We start from the raw sequence: 15,302 nt of genomic DNA, 5'->3' as shown, positions 1-15,302 counted from the left end.
ACTAGGCGACACACTCCTTGCCTCGCCTAAAACGATTTTATCTCGAACAAAATTTAACCGCGAAAGATCAACAGCCCCTCATAACACTTCAATCAATGCACTATTCCTCACTATTGTAGTGAATGAATAGATATCTAATTTAGGTGCATTGAGCAACATTGTATCTGCTTAATAAGGAAATATCATGACCACCCCATTTAAGGCAATAGGCGTATTGGCATTATCTTCACTTGCCATCGCATGTTCATCTCAACCTGACGATTCTCTCTCTTCGTTTGCAGCTCAATGTAAAGCATCGGTAGCACCTGTTGCTGGAGAGACATCCATCCAAGGTTTGACCTTTATGGGAACGTCTATCGCTGACGCGCCGTTCGACACATCAGCAGCAGAAATCGTTCAATATGATGCGTGTACTGACAAGCTTTACGTGGTCAACGCTCAAGCAAAGCGTGTCGATGTACTTTCTATGGATGACAACGGCGCACCAACGCAAACCGCATTCATTGATCTCAACAGCGCGGGCAAAGCGGCAGGCGTTGAGATTGGTGCGGCAAACAGCGTTGCTGTCTTTAATGGTTTAGTCGCTGTTGCGATTGAAAACAGTAATAAGCAGGCGAATGGTATTGTTGGCTTGTACCGTTCGGATGATTTGTCGCTTATCACCACCTTCCCTACTGGTGCATTGCCAGACATGGTTGGCTTCTCAAAAGATGGCAGATACATTGCGACAGCAAACGAAGGTGAGCCAAATGGTGATTACAGTGTCGATCCAGAGGGCAGCATCACATTGATCGATTTAAGCCAAGGCGTAAACCAAGCAGAAGTCACGCAGATTGGTTTCAATGAGTTTGATGGTGCACGTAAGCCTGATGTTCGAATCTCAGGTCCAAATGCAACGGTGGCGCAAGATCTAGAACCGGAATACCTCACCTTTGCTGACAACGGAAAAATCTACGTTGCACTGCAAGAGAATAATGCAATGGCAATCGTAAACCCAGAAAGCAAATCGGTAGAGAAAATTGTCGGTCTAGGCGAGAAATCTTGGTCGGACTCAAAACTGGATGCTTCGAACAAAGACAAAATCATTGGCAACTTTAAGAGCTACCCTCAGCTGGTTGGTCTGTACATGCCAGATACCCTCGACAACTACTCGGTAGATGGCAAAACTTACATACTCTCTGCCAACGAAGGGGACGGTCGTGAATATGGCTTCAAAACAACACAAGCTTTATGTGACCAAGCGGGCTTTAAGTGGGATGAAGACGATTACCTCGGTACAGATGAATATACTTCAGAGCAAGGTACCTGTTTAAGCCATGTTGACGAAGTGCGCGGTAAGAAGCTAAAAGTTGCAGCAGATCACCCGCTGGCAGAGGCGCTAAAAGATAACAAGCAACTCGCGCGTCTAAAAGTGATTAAGCCTGAACAAACGCTTTCTGCGCAAGACAATGTTCAAGCCTTTGGCGCACGTTCATTCTCTATTTGGGATGAAAACGGTGAGTTGGTTTTCGATAGTGGTGACGATTTCGCGACCATCGCACTAATGAATGAAGGTAAAAACTTCAACAGTACCAACGATAGTAATGACAGTGGCGATGACCGCAGCGACGACAAAGGCATTGAGCCAGAAGCGATTGAAGTAGCACAAATCAATGGTCGTCATTATGCGTTCATCGGTTTGGAGCGCCAAGGTGGCATCATGATTTATGACATCACAGACCCGAAACAAGCGAAGTTCATGCATTACGTAAACCGTCGTGATTACAGCCAACCCGTTTGTACGGAAGTGGAAGATGGCGAATGCGCGAACGACACTTACAATCCCAAAGCAGGTGATTTGGCGCCAGAATCAATCAACTACTTTGCTCGTAACGAACAACACTTTATCGCAGTGGGTAATGAAGTTTCAGGCACGACGTCTGTGTTTCGAATTGAGCTTTAATACCCACTCTTCAAGACGACAAAACTAAAAGTAAAGCGCCCGAACTTAAGTCCGGGCGCTTTTGTTTATAATGAGTGAGCATAATCACTCAGCTTTACTCTTCAATCGCCAACGCATCGCATTTCGAAGCACAGATAAAGTCGTTCTTATGCAAACCTTTAATAGAATGGCTCCACCACGCGATGGTCACTTTGCCCCACTCCAGCAAGATTGATGGGTGATGGAACTCATCTTCTGCAAGCTCAGCAATCTTGTTGCTAAACGCCCAAGCTTGTTTGAAGTTCTTAAACTTGTAGACCTTCTCAAGTTGAGGAATCTCATCTCTCTCAATTATCTGCCAATCAGACAATTGCAGCAGCAAAGACTGTTGTTCCTCTTTGCTAAGTGCAATGGCATCGATACTACAAGCTTCGCATTTTTGTTCATTCAACATGAGCAGGTTCCTTTGGTTCAAAAAGTGGTGGAAGCAATCCGGCTTCAATCGCCAGGTCGGCTTGTTTCAATAAATTCAGTTGGCTAATTTGGAAAAGCTGGGACAAATCTTCAATCACGTAGTATTTCGGCTGCATGATATCAATGCGATAAGGGGTTCTTAGCACAGTTTGCAGGTCAAACTCGTCTCTAATCGCGATGTCGCTTTCCAATGAATAGATGGTTTCTCCCGGAGATGAAAGGATGCCGCCACCGTAGATCTTGGTTTTGTTACCCTCTTGAACCAAGCCGAACTCGACTGTAAACCAATATAGACGCGCAAGATACCCTCGCTGCTTTGGTGTCGCGGCTTGTCCAAGCTGTCCGTAATGCTCGGTAAAGGCGGCAAAATCAGGGTTGGTGAGCATGGCGCAATGACCGAAGATCTCATGGAAGAAATCTGGCTCTTGTAGGTAATCAAACTCTTCTCGCGTTCTCAAAAACGTCGCGACTGGGAAGCGTTTATTGCCAAGCAAATTGAAGAAACGATCAAAATCGATCAACGCGGGTACTGGCTCCACTTGCCAACCCGTTGTTTCCATCAAAACACGATTAATTTCGGGCAGTTGTGGCACGCGGTCATGAGGTAAATCGAGTAGCTTGAGTCCATGCAGATACGCGTTGCATGCACGGTCTTGAATCACGCTCATTTGTCTTGTTACCAAGTCGCGCCAAATGGCATCCTCTTCATGGCTCCATTCTACCCTTCCATCCTGATCGACGGGTTTTGAATGATACTGAGTCATTGCACATCTCCGTTAACAAATCCTTTACATTAAGCCTATCTACACTCTTTTGCCCTTCCAATCCCCTGACCATTTTCCACTCAAAATTCAGGTGTAACATTTTCTTTACATTAACACCTAACACATTGATATACATAGGGAGCTAGTTTCGCCAACGAGTTTGACTTTATTTCTGGTTCACCTCAGACTGAAAACGTTAAAACTTTGTTATAGAGGGAGCTATGCGCGAGAGCAACAAAGTCTGGCAGCCGACGGAAGAACGAATCGAGCAAGCCAATATCACGCAGTTTATCGAGCACATTAATCGGCAGGGGTTCGAGCTCAAAAACTACTCTGATTTGCACCAATGGTCTTTGGAGCATAACGAGCACTTCTGGAAAGAGGTTTGGCAATTTTGCGACCTAATTGGCACGCAAGGCGATACCGTAAAAGCACAAGGTGAAAGCCGTTGGCAATCACCAATGCAAAATCGAGATGCCGTGTGGTTCCCTCAAGCTCAAGTTAACTACGCAGAGAACCTGCTTAGTTTGGCAGAGCAACAAGCCGATGAGCTGGCGGTTTGGTTTGAAAACGAGCGCGGGGACAAACAGACTTACACATGGAAACAGCTTCGTGACGAAGTCTCGAGCATTCAGCAATGGTTAGTCGAATGTGGCATCAAGCAAGGCGATGTGGTTGCAGGTTATTTACCACATATGCCACAAACCGTTATTGCAATGCTTGCTACCACCAGCTTAGGCGCGACTTGGACGTCCACCTCCCCTGATTTTGGGGTAGAAAGTGTCATCGAGCGCTTCGGACAAGTGAAACCAAAGGTTCTCTTCACCTGCGATGGTTATACCTTTAATGGCAAAACCTTTGATATGTCGGAGAAGAACCACCACATCGCGGATCATCTTGATGGGCTGAAACAAGTATGTCAGATCGGTTACCTCAAACCACATGTGTTCGAATGCGATGTTTGTACTCACGATTGGCAAAACATCATTAATCAGTATTCTCCTGCTCCGTTGCATTACACTCGCGTGGAATTCAATAGCCCGCTGTTTGTGCTTTATTCCTCTGGCACGACTGGCAAGCCCAAGTGCATCGTGCATTCTGTTGGCGGTACGATTCTTAATCATCTTAAAGAGCATCAACTTCATTCAGATATTCAGCCTAAAGACCGCGTCTTTTACTACACAACTTGTGGTTGGATGATGTGGAACTGGCACGTATCTGCTCTAGCAAGTGGCGCGTGCTTGGTGATTTTCGATGGTAGCCCGGTTTACCCAGCACCTCACGTATTATGGGATTTAGCCCAGCGAGCAGAAGTAAGTCTCTTTGGTACTGCCGCCAAGTATCTAGAAGCGATAGAAAAAGCCGGATTGTCACCTATCAAAGATTACTCACTCCCAGCTTTGAGAACCTTGTGCTCTACGGGCTCAGTGCTTTATCCAGAGCAGTTTGACTACGTGTATCAACGAATCAAGCAAGATTTGCACTTGGCTTCTATTTCAGGCGGAACAGACATCTGTGGCTGCTTTGTATTAGGCAACCCTATCTCGCCTGTTTATCGTGGTGAATGTCAGTACGCTGGCTTGGGGATTGATGTTCAAGTGTTCGACTCGCAAGGTCACAGCGTGAGTGAACAACGCGGTGAGCTCGTCTGCACCAACTCTATGCCTAACTTCCCTGTCGGCTTTTGGAACGATACAGGGGAACGCTATCACAATGCGTATTGGGACAAGTTCGATAATATCTGGCATCACGGTGATGATGTCGAGCGCAGCACCAAAGGTGGATTCGTTTTTTACGGTCGTAGCGATGCATTGTTGAATCCTGGCGGTGTGCGCATCGGCACAGCAGAGATTTATCAGCAAGTAAACGCTATTGAAGGTATCGTCGATTCTATCGCTGTAGGTAAAGAGGTCGATCGCAATGAGCAAATCTGGCTGTTTGTGCAGACCGTTTCTGGTGTCACGTTAGATGACGGATTAGTATCAGAGATTAAGTCGCGTCTCAAAACGTCCTGCTCGCCAAGGCACGTGCCAAACCAAATATTCGCTATCAGCGATATTCCTAAAACGCGCTCAGGAAAGTTGGTAGAACTTGCGGTCAAACAAGTCATAAATGGTAAGGAAGTCGAGAACTTAGGTGCGATTGCGAATCCAGACGTTTTAGAAGAAATTCGACAACTCACCTTTGTCTAGCGAATCAAAGAAAACAAAAAAGCGAGCTAAATAGCTCGCTTTTCTTATGTTCTTTGTCGGGGATTAACGGCGACCTACGCCCATTAATACTGACATTGTGTGACCGTCTGACGTGATTTCGAAGACCTTCTTCGTTTCTACCTCAGTAAAGCCGACTTTGATGAGTGCGTTCTCTGATTTCGCTAGCGTGAAGCCTTCTTTTGCTGAATCTGCGATCCAATCAAAATGCACGAAGTGACCACCAGCGTTAAGTAACGAGTGAGCAATCTCTAGAGACGTTTCGTAGTCTTCGATAAAAGCCAGAACTGAAGAAGCAACGACTAAGTCAAACTGACCACGGAATGCTGGGTGCTGAGCAACTAGACCACGCGTCAATGCGTCAACAACTGGTTCTACATTCTCTAACTCTTTCTTATCAAGCTCTTCAATCATGGCTTCAGATGCATCCAGCGCCACAATCTCTTTTGCGGATGGCGACAATAGTTGGCTTAACTGCCCTGTCCCACATCCAAAATCCAATACTTTAATGCCATCAAGCTGAGTAAGCTGTTGTAACTGTGCAAACACCGACTGAGCAAATTGATCTGTTGCTGGGTTAGATTCCCAATTCTTTGCTAAGCCGTCCCAATCTTGTGCCATCGTGGCCTCCATGTTCACTTCTTGTAACCCCCATAGATTACCGCAAAAACGCCAAAACACCATAGACTTATCTGGCGAATCCGTGTTTTTTTCGATAATCTTTCTAAGCGTCAGTACGCTCATTCATCTACGTTATCGATTCTCATCTTTTTAGTTTAGGTCTTTTTTAATCATGAACTTAACTCAAGTCGAAGCTTTTTGTACCATCGCCGAATATGGCTCCGTATCGGAGGCTGCGCGTCAACTCGATTGCAACCGCACCAAACTCAGTATGGCAATTAAAGCGCTTGAGAAAGACTTAGACGTCGAGCTATTCACTCGCACAGGCAATCAACTAACGCTCTCGGAAGCGGGGAAAGCCATCTTCAAAGACTGCGAAAACCTGCTCGTAACCGCACAACGAATCAAAAAGACTTGCGCTCAAGTTTCTGACGGCTTCAACGCTGAGGTCTGGGTGGCACGTGATGACTCGCTACCAGACGAACTTTGGCAAGAGCTCTCGCATACTCTAAACAATCGCTTCCCTTCCACCACATTCAACCTGATTCTCGCTTCCAGTGGTGACTTAGCTAATTTGGTCAGTACTCAACAGGTCGATTTTGCATTTGGTGTTGATTACGAGCGCGTGGATGACCCACACATCGTTTACAATCCACTTGGTAAAATTCGTATGATGTCGGTCTGTAGCTTCGATCACCAACTCAGCAAAATGCGTCGCGTCACCGATGAAGATTTGCGTAACCAGATGCAAGCTTTGATGGTGTATTTGAATGAGAAAGACAACCCCGAGCTACAACCCTTTTCTACTCGATACATTGGCTTCTCCAGTTTTGACTACATGCTGAACACTATTTTAGAAGAAGATGCATGGGGCGTATTACCAGAGCCATTGATCCGACATTACTTGAGACATCAGAAACTTGCGGTGATCAAACACACCTATGGTTTGACGCAAGAAGACTACTGTATGTTCGTACCAAATGGACAAACAGAACACCCTGCAATGAGTTGGTTGGCCGATAAGTTAAGCGAGTATTTATTCGACTTCTAAACACATTGCAGTGAGCGTCAATTATATTGACAGCAAAATTTAATGTTAAATCATTGAAAAATAAAAGCATAATTCAAAAACAACATTTTATCGTTTAAATGTCACACAGTTTTCATTTGCTTAAATTTGCCCTAAGGAGAAGAATGTAAGGGTGTAATAATTTAAGGCATCTTTTATGTGTGACAGGACAAGCAAAAACGAAAACCGTATCCTAACCTTCTCAGCCCTTTTAGCATCTGGGTTTGCGATTGGAGGGATGGTACTTGGCTTGCTTGTTGGGTCGATCGTCATCGTTTTTGACGGTGTTTATTCTCTAGTCAGTCTGCTGTTAACTTTATTGTCACTGGCAGCTTCTTACTACATCAGCAAGCCATCAAAATCTATTTTTCCTTTCGGCAAAGCTGTACTTGAACCTATCGTTATCGCTATTAAAGCCGCTGTTATTTTAGTGGTGGTTTCTTTCTCATTATTTTCAGCGGTAACCGCGTTGATGACAGGCGGTCGTGAGGTAGACGCTTCCATCGCAACCATCTTCGGTGTCGTTAACGTGATTGGTTGTGGTTACGCTTGGTGGTTTATGGCGAAGAAAAGTCGTCGTTTCTCATCAGGTTTGATCGAAGCCGAGAAAAAACAATGGCAAATGGATACGTTGTTAAGCGTGGCAGTAACGGTTGGTTTTATCGCTGCATGGCTAGTATCGCTAACACCATACGCACACTACGCGGTCTATGCAGACCCTATGATGATGGTCTTGATGGGCTTTTACTTCCTTAAAGTACCATTTGATATGCTAGTTGGTGCCCTGCGCGAACTGTTAATGATGACACCAAGCAAAGAGTTGTGTCAGAGCGTTGGTAAAGACGTTCTTGAGATTGAAAAAGTGACTGAGCACCAATTGAAACTGGCTGGCGTAACTAAAGTTGGTCAAGAACTGCGAGTAAATGTGGACGTGCATGTGGATGACGACACGCTAGAGCTTGATACGCTAGAACACACTCGTAAGCAGCTTACTAAGCGACTATCGAAGCACAGATTCAAGCTTCAATTACAATTGAACGTCGCTTATTAGAGCGCCACCAAACAATCATTAGAACTCAAAAGAAAAGCTCCCAATCTCGGGAGCTTTTTTCTTGCTTTGATTTGAACCTGAAAGACACTCAAGCGTGCTCTACATATTTCTATACCAGCGTTCATCCCGCCGCTTCGCGCTTCTCTTTGGTGACCAGCCAACACATCAGCGAACCAACCGTTACCATTACGACTCCTTGCCAGAAGCTGTGGCTTAGAGTGACGCCTAGAATAAGAGAGGAAAACAGAGCAGAAAAAATCGGCGTAAAGTAAGACAAGGTTGCGAGAAACACCATATTGCCGCCCACAATCGCGATGTTCCACAATCCGTAACCACCCGCCATTAAAGCTGCAGAAGCCACTAAGTACCCCATCGCTTGCCAGCTGAATGCCATTGGCGGCTCATCAGTAAAGGCGTATTTGATCCACAAAGAGATGGCTGTCGCGATAAAAAACAAAGTAATCGCGTTGTGCTTCGATTGTTGTCTTTGAGTCAGATTGCAATACACAGCCCAGATGACTGCGCCTGCAAATGCCATGAAGTAAACAATCGGATTGCTACTGATGTTCGCCACTAACTGCGTCGGTGATAAACCGCTATCACCACTGACCGTCCACGCGACACCAATGAATGCCAACATAACTGCCGGGTACAGTAACCAGTTCGGCTTTTTGTTACTGCCCAATACCGCAAACAAAACGGTTAGTGCCGGCCATAGATAATTGACGATCGAGACTTCAATCGCCTGAGAACGAGAATTGGAGTAGCCCAATGCCAGCGCAAGGAAGATCTCGTAGCAAACAAACATCGCTCCACCCAGAACTAAATACTTGGGTGAGAAATATGACAGTTTTGGGATGCCAACCACAATCAACAGAAAAATGGAGCTCAGAGAATACAGCATGGCTGATCCACCCACGGGTCCCAAACTTTCTGTCACCAATCTTGCGATGCCTAGCAAACAACTCCAAGAGAGAATGGCGATACAACCATAAAGGGTGAAATGAAACTGATAGGATTGCATGTTATCTATGTGACCTACTGCTCATGAATGCCAAAGGAAACTGCAGCTTAACTCAAAAATGATCCGCTTCAACGTACTCTTTTTCCAAAATCGGTATAAAAACCACTCTATTAAGCGGTTGGAGTCGATATGAAACATTTTCTGCCTTCGAGTGTCATGCTGACACCCTTTGTTGTGCGCTACTATGAAGAAGACGACGAGAGTGAAAACGTTGAAACACATTCGGAAACGCATGGTCTAGATAGTGAAGAACAATCTAAGGAACGTTCAGAGTAAAGGAATCCAATCATGAAAAAAGTCGCAGTCATTTTAAGTGGTTCAGGCGTTTACGACGGTTCTGAGATCCACGAAGCAGTATTGGCGCTCTACGCCATCGAGAAGGCAGGTGCAACTTGGCACTGCTTTGCACCTAACATTGACCAACTCCACGTCATCAACCACCTAACTGGTGGCGAAATGGATGAAACACGCAACGTCTTGATCGAATCAGCTCGTATCGCTCGCGGAAACATTGACGATGTCGCCAAACTTAACGTTGATGAATACGATGCCCTACTACTTCCAGGTGGATTTGGTGCCGCGAAAAACTTAACCGACTTCGCCGTTTCGGGTGCGGAGTGTTCGATTAATACTCACGTTGCCCAAGCGTGTCGTGCATTCGCTCAAGCGGGCAAACCTGCAGGTTATTTATGCATCGCACCAACTATTATCCCTATGATTTACGATCAAGGTGTAAAAGGCACAATTGGTAACGATGAAGCCACTGCAGCAGCATTCGGTCATATGGGGGGCGAGCATGTCAATTGTCAGGTGGATGAAATCCATTTCGATGAAAAACACAACGTGCTTTCAACACCAGCTTATATGTTAGCGGAGAATATCTCCCAAGCCGCGTCAGGCATTGAAAAACTAGTAGATAAGTTAGTTAAAATCGCCTAAATAGAAAACGTTTGCTTAAAACCCACCATTCCAATCCCCATTGATAGACTACATATTAATGGGGATTTTTTATACTTTAGTCTAATTGAGAGATAAACCGTACGAAACTTGTTATTTTTACCAATCGTTTGCGTAATAAATAAATCATTTCCTATCTGTTGCTTTAATGTTGCACCAACAGGGTGTGCAACAAGATCCATTTCACACTTTAACTCTTAACACTACTACTTAGGGGGTAAAATTGCGCTAGATCAAATAGGAAACTTCGTCAGGTATGCAAGAGTAAATGACAGATTAAGAAAGATTATTAAAAATAACGACGGAGCAATGTTATATGACAAGTGCATTTTTTATCCCTACTGTAAACCTAATGGGCGCTGGTTGTCTGAAAGACGCAGCAGACAGCATCCAATCTCAAGGCTTTAAAAAAGGTTTGATTGTTACGGATAAGATTCTTAACCAAATCGGTGTAGTAAAGCAGGTTCAAGATCTACTAACAGAACGCGACGTAGCAACTGTTGTGTTCGATGGCACTCAACCAAACCCTACTATCAGCAACGTTAACGACGGCTTGGCACTTCTTACAGATAACGAATGTGACTTCGTTATCTCTTTAGGTGGCGGTTCACCACACGACTGTGCGAAAGGTATCGCGCTTGTTGCTTCTAACGGCGGCAAAATCGCAGATTACGAAGGCGTAGACCAATCTGCAAAACCAATGATGCCACTTATCGCAATCAACACGACTGCGGGTACTGCATCTGAAATGACGCGTTTCTGCATCATCACTGACGAAGAGCGTCACATCAAGATGGCTATCGTTGATAAGCACACAACACCGCTTATCTCAGTAAACGATCCAGAGCTAATGCTAGCTAAACCTGCTTCGCTAACTGCGGCAACAGGTATGGATGCCCTAACTCACGCGATTGAAGCTTACGTATCTATCGCGGCAACACCAATCACTGATGCGGTAGCAATCAAAGCGATTGAACTTATCCAAGCGTACCTACGCACAGCAGTGAAAAATGGTGAAGATCTAGAAGCTCGTGAACAAATGGCATATGCACAGTTCATGGCGGGTATGGCGTTCAACAACGCTTCTCTAGGTTACGTACATGCAATGGCACACCAACTTGGTGGTTTCTACGACCTTCCACACGGTGTTTGTAACGCGATTCTTCTACCTCACGTACAGCGCTACAACGCGCAAGTATGTCCTGAGCGTCTACGTGATGTAGCGAAAGCAATGGGCGTAAACGTAGAAGGCATGTCTGCTGAAGCAGGTGCAGCGGCAGCAATCGACGCTATCGTTACTCTAGCGAAAGATGTGGGTATCCCAGCAGGTATTAAAGAGCTTGGTGCGAAACTAGAAGACATCCCAACGCTAGCAGACAACGCACTGAAAGACGCTTGTGGTTTCACTAACCCTAAACAAGCAACTCACGAAGAAATCTCTAAGATCTTCGAAGAAGCGATGTAATCTCGCTACATAAACAATTCTCTAGCCTTAATTCAATCCCCGATCTCGTATCGGGGATTTTTTTACATTCTTATACAATCCATGCTCTGCAAAACGTTCTCTTTTAGTGTTAGCTTTTAAGCATTAATACGATTCATATTGGAAGGAACCATGAGAACGATTGCTGCTGCCCTACTCGCTTGTTTATCCTTTTCTGCCAACGCTGCCGAATACCGCGCTAACGAAGTGGCGAATGGATTTCAGATCCCTTGGGGGATCGAGTTCTTAGATAGCCAACGCGTTATCGTCAACGAAAAGAACGGTACGGTTTCGTTGCTGGATATCACCACTGGCAAACCTCAAAAGCTGTTTAACGTCCCCGATGTGAATACCAGTGGACAAGCGGGTTTATTGGATGTTGCGCTCGCACCGAATGCCGATAAGCAAAACCCGCAACTCTTCTTTACCTACAGCAAGCGCACGAGCAAAGGCAATACGGTGGCGTTAGCGACGGCGCAATTGCAAAACAATCAGCTTGTGGGTTGGAAAGATCTCTTTGTTGCTGATGCCATCACCGACACAGGGCGTCACTACGGCAGTCGACTTTCATTTGTTGACGACAAAGTTTACTTCTCAATCGGTGACCGTGGTGAACGTGATAATGGGCAAGACACTCAAACCCATGCTGGCAGTATTCTTCGTCTCAACCTTGATGGTTCGGTTCCGCAAGACAACCCATTCAAACCTTCCGAAGCTCGTCCTGAGATATGGAGTTACGGGCACCGCAACCCACAAGGCATGTTTTACGACGAAACAACAAAACAGCTGTGGTCGATTGAACATGGACCACGCGGTGGCGATGAAATTAATCTAATCAAGAAAGGCGCAAACTACGGCTGGGCAAAAGTCTCTCATGGTAAAGAATATTGGGGACCGTTGGACGTCGGGGAAGCTAAGTCGTTACCGGGAATGGAAGATCCAAAGTTGGTATACATCCCTTCTATCGCACCCAGCAATATGATTTTGTACCGTGGCGATAAATACCCAGAGTTGGACGGAAAAATCCTCGCCGGTGCATTGAAACTGGCGCACATCAACGTGGTTTCTATCGAGAATGGCAAGCTCACCGAATCAAAAAGATTGATGGAGAATCTTGGTGAGCGAGTAAGAGATATAACCATCAGCCCCGATGGCTATATCTATTTTTCTACCGACAGCGGCAAAATCTTTCGTCTTGAGGAGAAATAGTTTTCTCTGACGAGCTAGTCAAAAAAGCTAGCTCTTTAAACTCACTGCCACCGTTTTATGGTCAAAATCGAGCGTCATGGTCGAGCCCAATGGAACGGTAAGCATTGGGTGAGTATGGCAGCTATCAAAGTCATACAAAATTGGTAGTGGTTGACCGTTAAGCACTTCTAGCAACACGTCTATAGGTGCTCGTCCTGTGCCTTTATCGTTGAACTTTTCATGCTTGCCAAGAACAACTGCACTGACTTTATCAAACACGCCAGAAAGCTTGAGCAGCGCAAAAGAGCGTTCGACCGTTTCAATGCCCTGCAAACAATCTTCCACTAGCAAAATATCGCCTTGTTCGATACTCGGCATAAACTTACTTGCCCAAATACCCGTCATGGTATTGAGGTTGCCACCAATCAAACGTCCGGTGATCTTGCCTTCGCCTTTAAAGTGCCACTGGTTTTGCAAGGTTTGCTTTGCGCGGTCTTGTTCGCCCCACTCTATCCATTCATCTGTCCACCCTTGAGGCATTGTGTATTGATGCGCCAAACTATCTAGCATGTTTACAATCGACTCAAACGAAGCGAAGGTCTCGTCCACCAGTGGCGGGAATTCACCCAGTGACGCCACCAAAGCAGGACCATAGAAAGTGACGATGCCGGTTTGTGCGTAAATGCCCATAAGCAAAGCTGTCACATCCGAATAGCCAACAATGATCTTGGGATCTTTCTTCAATGCCTCGAAATCAATGTAAGGTAGCAATGAGTTACTGTTGGAACCACCTATGGTCGACATAATACAGCGCACTTCAGGATCACGAATCAGCGCATTCAATTCTTCTACTCGCTCTTGAATCGAACCCGAGCGGTATTGGTCAGTTTTGCCCGTTAAGCTGCCTGCTTTTAGCTGGTAACCATGAGATTCCACGTAGGCTTTGGCACGCTCAAAACGCGCTGGTGCAAATACCGTGGCTGGGGAGGATGGCGAGAAAAAGCCGATGGTGTCGCCTTTTTGTAATGGTTTAGGAATGATCATGCGCGTCCTTGTTTTGTGATACATGGTTGATTTATTTTCGTACAATCTAAGCAGAAGAATCTAAACTTAACAATAACCTTTTGTTTTTTAAAACGATAGTTCGGTTAAGTTGTACGAGGTCATTATGATTCCATTCCCTTTACAGCTCGATAAAATTAAAGCCGTGGTGTTTGATTTAGACAACACCTTGGTGAGTTCTGATATGAACTTCGGCGAATTACGACAACAGCTAGGTTGTCCGCAGAGTGAAGATCTATTGGATTTTGTCGACGCACTTGAGCATCCTCACCATAGAGAGCACGCTCATAACGTGATATTTGATTACGAGATTTCTGATGCTGAGCAGTCTGCTCCAATGATTGGCTGCCATGAGTTGCTCGCCCACTTGCATCAAAATGAAATCAAAACCGCTATCGTGACGCGCAACTGTCAAATCGCCACGCAGCGCAAACTAGAACACAACCAAATCTCAGTGGAACGAGTCATCACTCGTGAATGTTTCCCGCCCAAGCCAGACCCTTTGTCTCTGCAGGTATTGGCGAAAGAGTGGCGTTTGATGCCTGATGAAGTGCTTTATGTCGGCGATTACCTTTACGACTTACAGGCGGCGTATAACGCTCAGATGCCCTCTTGCCTTGTGCACCATGGGAATCAAGAAACCTTCAATGACTCAGCCTCGTTGGCGCTTAATGAACTCAGTGATTTATTGAGCCGTTTCGAATCCTTACCACGCAAATAAAGCACACATATAAAACACGCAAACAAAAAAAAGGGGCACCAACGTACCCCATATGACTTATTCCCGATTGTTTCATGCGTTCCCAAGGTTGCTTGGGTGATGCGCTGCTTAGCCTTGTAGGTAAGCGTTAAGCATCCACATTAATTTTTCTTGCTCACGGATGTAGTCACCCATCAATGCCGCTGTACCTTCGTCATCTGCTTCACCCGCGTTTTGTAGAATCTCACGCTGTTTTAGAAGTAGAACGCTAAAGCCTTGAACCAGACCTTGTACACACTCCTCACCAGAAGTCGCGTTTTGATGTTCTTTAATTTCACTTGCTTCCAAGTAGTTGCTGAATGCGTGCGCTGGCGTATGACCCAAAGTTAGAATACGCTCTGCAAGCTCATCGATTTTTGTTTGTAGATCAGTGTAGATCTCTTCAAATTTTACGTGCAGTTCGAAGAATTGCGCACCTTTAATGTTCCAGTGGTAACCGCGAGAGTTCATGTACAACACTTGGTAATGCGCTAGCAGTTGATTTAACTGTTGAGCTAGTTGTGCTGATTGTTCGCTGTCTAGACCAATTAGGCTTACTTGTTTGTTCATAATCTTGCTCCTAGAAGGATGATACCAATCGTAGTAACGAACGATTCTCTTACTGAGATTGGTATAAAGTTTAAAAATTCTTTTGCAGTATTTGCTGCCGATGGAGTCATATTACGACTCCGGCTCGGTGAAGAGAATTTGGTTTTAGCTATGATTTAAATAGCCAAAT

16 protein-coding genes are annotated in these 15,302 nt (G+C 45.3%); 9 read left to right on the top strand and 7 right to left on the bottom strand.

Annotated elements, in window-relative coordinates; all coding sequences use genetic code 11:
- Positions 1 to 184 precede the first annotated feature (184 nt).
- On the top strand, positions 185 to 1,942 hold the full coding sequence (locus NL647_RS02685; RefSeq protein WP_253649582.1) for a choice-of-anchor I family protein: 1,758 nt from the start codon (positions 185 to 187) through the stop codon (positions 1,940 to 1,942).
- A gap of 94 nt (positions 1,943 to 2,036) precedes the next feature.
- Here NL647_RS02685 and NL647_RS02680 read toward each other — a convergent pair whose 3' ends face one another.
- On the bottom strand, positions 2,037 to 2,375 hold the full coding sequence (locus tag NL647_RS02680; protein WP_253649581.1) for a 4a-hydroxytetrahydrobiopterin dehydratase: 339 nt from the start codon (positions 2,373 to 2,375) through the stop codon (positions 2,037 to 2,039).
- Complete coding sequence (phhA, locus tag NL647_RS02675) at positions 2,365 to 3,159, bottom strand: phenylalanine 4-monooxygenase (protein ID WP_009704714.1); 795 nt, start codon at positions 3,157 to 3,159, stop codon at positions 2,365 to 2,367. Before phhA ends, NL647_RS02680 begins: the two co-directional genes overlap by 11 nt.
- 221 nt (positions 3,160 to 3,380) lie before the next feature.
- Between phhA and NL647_RS02670 the strand changes: the two genes are divergently transcribed.
- Entirely contained in the window at positions 3,381 to 5,351 is a 1,971-nt protein-coding gene (locus NL647_RS02670) for an acetoacetate--CoA ligase (protein WP_253649580.1), read from the top strand.
- 63 nt (positions 5,352 to 5,414) lie between these two features.
- Here the strand turns inward: NL647_RS02670 and NL647_RS02665 are convergent, their stop codons facing one another.
- The gene (locus tag NL647_RS02665; RefSeq protein WP_253649579.1) at positions 5,415 to 6,113 is read right to left on the bottom strand and encodes a class I SAM-dependent methyltransferase; all 699 of its coding nucleotides are present in this window, start codon (positions 6,111 to 6,113) and stop codon (positions 5,415 to 5,417) included.
- Between the two features lie 49 nt (positions 6,114 to 6,162).
- On the opposite strand from NL647_RS02665, the gene NL647_RS02660 reads away from it, so the two are divergent.
- The gene (locus NL647_RS02660) at positions 6,163 to 7,041 is read left to right on the top strand and encodes a LysR family transcriptional regulator (RefSeq protein WP_005453726.1); all 879 of its coding nucleotides are present in this window, start codon (positions 6,163 to 6,165) and stop codon (positions 7,039 to 7,041) included.
- A gap of 175 nt (positions 7,042 to 7,216) precedes the next feature.
- The gene (locus NL647_RS02655) at positions 7,217 to 8,110 is read left to right on the top strand and encodes a cation diffusion facilitator family transporter (protein ID WP_005453725.1); all 894 of its coding nucleotides are present in this window, start codon (positions 7,217 to 7,219) and stop codon (positions 8,108 to 8,110) included.
- A gap of 121 nt (positions 8,111 to 8,231) precedes the next feature.
- Here NL647_RS02655 and yddG read toward each other — a convergent pair whose 3' ends face one another.
- The gene (yddG, locus tag NL647_RS02650) at positions 8,232 to 9,134 is read right to left on the bottom strand and encodes an aromatic amino acid DMT transporter YddG (RefSeq protein WP_253649578.1); all 903 of its coding nucleotides are present in this window, start codon (positions 9,132 to 9,134) and stop codon (positions 8,232 to 8,234) included.
- A gap of 129 nt (positions 9,135 to 9,263) precedes the next feature.
- Here yddG and NL647_RS02645 point away from each other — a divergent pair, with 129 nt between their 5' ends.
- Together NL647_RS02645 and elbB are read left to right on the top strand one after the other, a co-directional pair.
- Complete coding sequence (locus NL647_RS02645) at positions 9,264 to 9,410, top strand: hypothetical protein (protein ID WP_005453721.1); 147 nt, start codon at positions 9,264 to 9,266, stop codon at positions 9,408 to 9,410.
- Between the two features lie 12 nt (positions 9,411 to 9,422).
- A complete protein-coding gene (gene elbB / locus NL647_RS02640) occupies positions 9,423 to 10,073 on the top strand; it encodes an isoprenoid biosynthesis glyoxalase ElbB (RefSeq protein WP_253649577.1) in 651 nt (216 codons plus the stop codon).
- Here elbB and NL647_RS02635 read toward each other — a convergent pair.
- Entirely contained in the window at positions 10,070 to 10,273 is a 204-nt protein-coding gene (locus NL647_RS02635; protein ID WP_253649576.1) for a hypothetical protein, read from the bottom strand. The two genes, elbB and NL647_RS02635, sit on opposite strands and share 4 nt — an antisense overlap.
- 134 nt (positions 10,274 to 10,407) lie before the next feature.
- Between NL647_RS02635 and yiaY the strand changes: the two genes are divergently transcribed.
- Both yiaY and NL647_RS02625 read left to right on the top strand, forming a co-directional pair.
- Positions 10,408 to 11,556 (top strand): L-threonine dehydrogenase, encoded by a 1,149-nt coding sequence (gene yiaY, locus NL647_RS02630; protein WP_005442614.1) that lies wholly within the window; start codon positions 10,408 to 10,410, stop codon positions 11,554 to 11,556.
- 150 nt (positions 11,557 to 11,706) lie between these two features.
- Positions 11,707 to 12,783 (top strand): PQQ-dependent sugar dehydrogenase, encoded by a 1,077-nt coding sequence (locus NL647_RS02625; protein WP_239924637.1) that lies wholly within the window; start codon positions 11,707 to 11,709, stop codon positions 12,781 to 12,783.
- A 27-nt stretch (positions 12,784 to 12,810) separates the two neighbouring features.
- On the opposite strand, the gene NL647_RS02620 is transcribed toward NL647_RS02625, so the two are convergent.
- On the bottom strand, positions 12,811 to 13,806 hold the full coding sequence (locus tag NL647_RS02620) for a S66 peptidase family protein (protein ID WP_239924636.1): 996 nt from the start codon (positions 13,804 to 13,806) through the stop codon (positions 12,811 to 12,813).
- Between the two features lie 124 nt (positions 13,807 to 13,930).
- Between NL647_RS02620 and NL647_RS02615 the strand changes: the two genes are divergently transcribed.
- Positions 13,931 to 14,545: an HAD family hydrolase gene (locus NL647_RS02615; RefSeq protein ID WP_005388252.1), complete on the top strand. Its 615-nt coding sequence runs from the start codon at positions 13,931 to 13,933 to the stop codon at positions 14,543 to 14,545.
- 108 nt (positions 14,546 to 14,653) lie between these two features.
- Here the strand turns inward: NL647_RS02615 and NL647_RS02610 are convergent, their stop codons facing one another.
- Entirely contained in the window at positions 14,654 to 15,133 is a 480-nt protein-coding gene (locus tag NL647_RS02610; protein ID WP_005388254.1) for a Dps family protein, read from the bottom strand.
- Positions 15,134 to 15,302 lie beyond the last annotated feature (169 nt).

It is taken from the genome of Vibrio sp. Y29_XK_CS5, assembly GCF_024181835.1.
Classification (GTDB): Bacteria; Pseudomonadota; Gammaproteobacteria; order Enterobacterales; family Vibrionaceae; genus Vibrio; species Vibrio harveyi.
The sequence above is the reverse complement of the archived record's forward strand: the minus strand, read 5'-3'. Positions and strand labels throughout refer to the sequence as shown.

What these genes read in the sequence shown, in the direction of transcription:
- NL647_RS02655 (WP_005453725.1), top strand. Translation starts at nt 7,217, where the DNA reads ATGTGTGACAGGACAAGCAAAAACGAAAACCGTATCCTAACCTTCTCA.
- NL647_RS02670 (WP_253649580.1), top strand. Translation starts at nt 3,381, where the DNA reads ATGCGCGAGAGCAACAAAGTCTGGCAGCCGACGGAAGAACGAATCGAG.
- phhA (WP_009704714.1), bottom strand. Translation starts at nt 3,159, where the DNA reads ATGACTCAGTATCATTCAAAACCCGTCGATCAGGATGGAAGGGTAGAA.
- NL647_RS02685 (WP_253649582.1), top strand. Translation starts at nt 185, where the DNA reads ATGACCACCCCATTTAAGGCAATAGGCGTATTGGCATTATCTTCACTT.
- NL647_RS02645 (WP_005453721.1), top strand. Translation starts at nt 9,264, where the DNA reads ATGAAACATTTTCTGCCTTCGAGTGTCATGCTGACACCCTTTGTTGTG.
- NL647_RS02625 (WP_239924637.1), top strand. Translation starts at nt 11,707, where the DNA reads ATGAGAACGATTGCTGCTGCCCTACTCGCTTGTTTATCCTTTTCTGCC.
- NL647_RS02615 (WP_005388252.1), top strand. Translation starts at nt 13,931, where the DNA reads ATGATTCCATTCCCTTTACAGCTCGATAAAATTAAAGCCGTGGTGTTT.
- NL647_RS02665 (WP_253649579.1), bottom strand. Translation starts at nt 6,113, where the DNA reads ATGAGCGTACTGACGCTTAGAAAGATTATCGAAAAAAACACGGATTCG.
- NL647_RS02610 (WP_005388254.1), bottom strand. Translation starts at nt 15,133, where the DNA reads ATGAACAAACAAGTAAGCCTAATTGGTCTAGACAGCGAACAATCAGCA.
- NL647_RS02660 (WP_005453726.1), top strand. Translation starts at nt 6,163, where the DNA reads ATGAACTTAACTCAAGTCGAAGCTTTTTGTACCATCGCCGAATATGGC.
- NL647_RS02680 (WP_253649581.1), bottom strand. Translation starts at nt 2,375, where the DNA reads ATGTTGAATGAACAAAAATGCGAAGCTTGTAGTATCGATGCCATTGCA.
- yddG (WP_253649578.1), bottom strand. Translation starts at nt 9,134, where the DNA reads ATGCAATCCTATCAGTTTCATTTCACCCTTTATGGTTGTATCGCCATT.
- NL647_RS02620 (WP_239924636.1), bottom strand. Translation starts at nt 13,806, where the DNA reads ATGATCATTCCTAAACCATTACAAAAAGGCGACACCATCGGCTTTTTC.
- yiaY (WP_005442614.1), top strand. Translation starts at nt 10,408, where the DNA reads ATGACAAGTGCATTTTTTATCCCTACTGTAAACCTAATGGGCGCTGGT.
- NL647_RS02635 (WP_253649576.1), bottom strand. Translation starts at nt 10,273, where the DNA reads ATGGATCTTGTTGCACACCCTGTTGGTGCAACATTAAAGCAACAGATA.
- elbB (WP_253649577.1), top strand. Translation starts at nt 9,423, where the DNA reads ATGAAAAAAGTCGCAGTCATTTTAAGTGGTTCAGGCGTTTACGACGGT.